The organism is Pseudomonas sp. 10-1B, from assembly GCF_000935045.1.
In the GTDB taxonomy this organism is placed as follows: domain Bacteria; phylum Pseudomonadota; class Gammaproteobacteria; order Pseudomonadales; family Pseudomonadaceae; genus Aquipseudomonas.
In genome coordinates, this window is sequence record NZ_JYKS01000098.1 from 1 (window position 1) to 1,618 (window position 1,618).

Here is a 1,618-nt window from a genome sequence, read left to right on the forward strand (position 1 = left end):
CACGGTGACCGAGCCGGTGGTGCTGTTGGCCGGCACAGTGACCACGGTCTTGCCGTCGCTCAACGTGAAGTACAGCGTCGAGTGGTTATCGATCGGCAGACCATCTTTGTTGGTCAGCGTCACGGTGTAGGTGATCTCGCCGCCTTCGGTGACCGACTCGGTGGCAGTCAGTTTGGCCACCACTTCGTTGATGGTATCGGTGACTTTCACCGAGGCCGGGTCGCCCAACTGCAGGTTTTCGAAGGTCGCGCCAGTGGCGTCAACCGCCGACTGGATGCCCAGGACGATTTGGCCTGCATCCTGGTAAACGTCGTCGCCTTGAGCCGCGTGGGTATACGGCTCGCTCGAGGTCTGACCCGCCTTGATGGTCACGACCGCGTTGTTGCTCAGGGTCACGGTCAGGTCATGCGCCAGCGCCGTGTTGATATGCACGGTGAAGGTCGGTTTGACGTTCTCGGCAACCGAGTCCTGATCAGCGGTGATGGTGACCTTGACGATGTCGCCTTCGTTGCCCGGAGTACCTGGCTCGTCAGTGACGGTGGTGCTGACCGGGGTCTTGTCCAGGGTCAGTTGCTCGAACTTCCACGCATCCGCACCGCTGACTGCCTCGATGGCGTTGACCACCGGGTCGTTCGCGCCCACATAGACGTTGTCTGGCGCAGTTACAGTTTCCGAGCCGGTAGTGCTGTTAGCTGGCACCAAGACCACAGTCTTGCCGTCACTCAGGGTGAAGTACAGGTCCGAGTGGTTATTGATCGGCAGACCATCTTTGTTGGTCAGCGTCACGGTGTAGGTGATCTCGCCGCCTTCGGTCACCGACTCGGTGGCGGTCAGTTTGGCCACCACTTCGTCGATGGTATCGGTGACTTTCACCGAAGCCGGGTCGCCCAACTGCAGGTTCTCGAAGGTCGCGCCAGTGGCGTCAACCGCCGACTGGATGCCCAGAACGATTTGGCCTGCATCCTGGTAAACGTCGTCACCTTGAGCCTCGTGGGTGTACGGTTCGCTCGAGGTCTGACCTGCCTTGATGGTCACGACTGCGTTGTTGCTCAGGGTTACGATCAGGTCATGCGCCAGTACCGTGTTGATGTGCACGGTGAAGGTCGGTTTGACGTTCTCGGCCACCGAGTCCTGGTCAGCGGTGATGGTGACCTTGACGATGTCGCCTTCGTTACACGGAGTGCGTGGTTCATCGGTGACTTCTGTGCTGACCTTGGTGTCATCCAGCGTCAACTGCTCGAACTTCCAGGCATCGGCGCCGCTGACGTATTTCAGGCTCTGCTCGACCGCTGCGTTGGGGCCCGTGTAGACGTTGTCCGGCGCGGTCACAGTGACCGAACCGGTCGTGCTGTTGGCCGGCACGGTAACCACGGTCTTGCCGTCGCTCAACGTGAAGTACAGCGTCGAGTGATTGTCGATCGGCAGTCCGTCTTTGCTGGTCAGCGTCACGGTGTAGGTGATCTCGCCGCCTTCGGTGACCGACTCGGTGGCGGTCAGTTTGGCCACCACTTCGTTAATGGTATCGGTGACTTTCACCGAGGCCGGGTCGCCCAGTTGCAGGTTCTCGAAGGTCGCGCCAGTAGCGTCAACGGCCGACTGGATGCCCAGAACGATTTGG

At 60.3% G+C, this 1,618-nt stretch carries 1 protein-coding gene; it reads right to left on the reverse strand.

What is annotated here, in order from left to right:
- Positions 1-1,618, reverse strand: a 1,618-nt coding sequence (locus TZ03_RS27830) for an immunoglobulin-like domain-containing protein (protein ID WP_051101528.1), incomplete at both ends; no start/stop codon positions are given.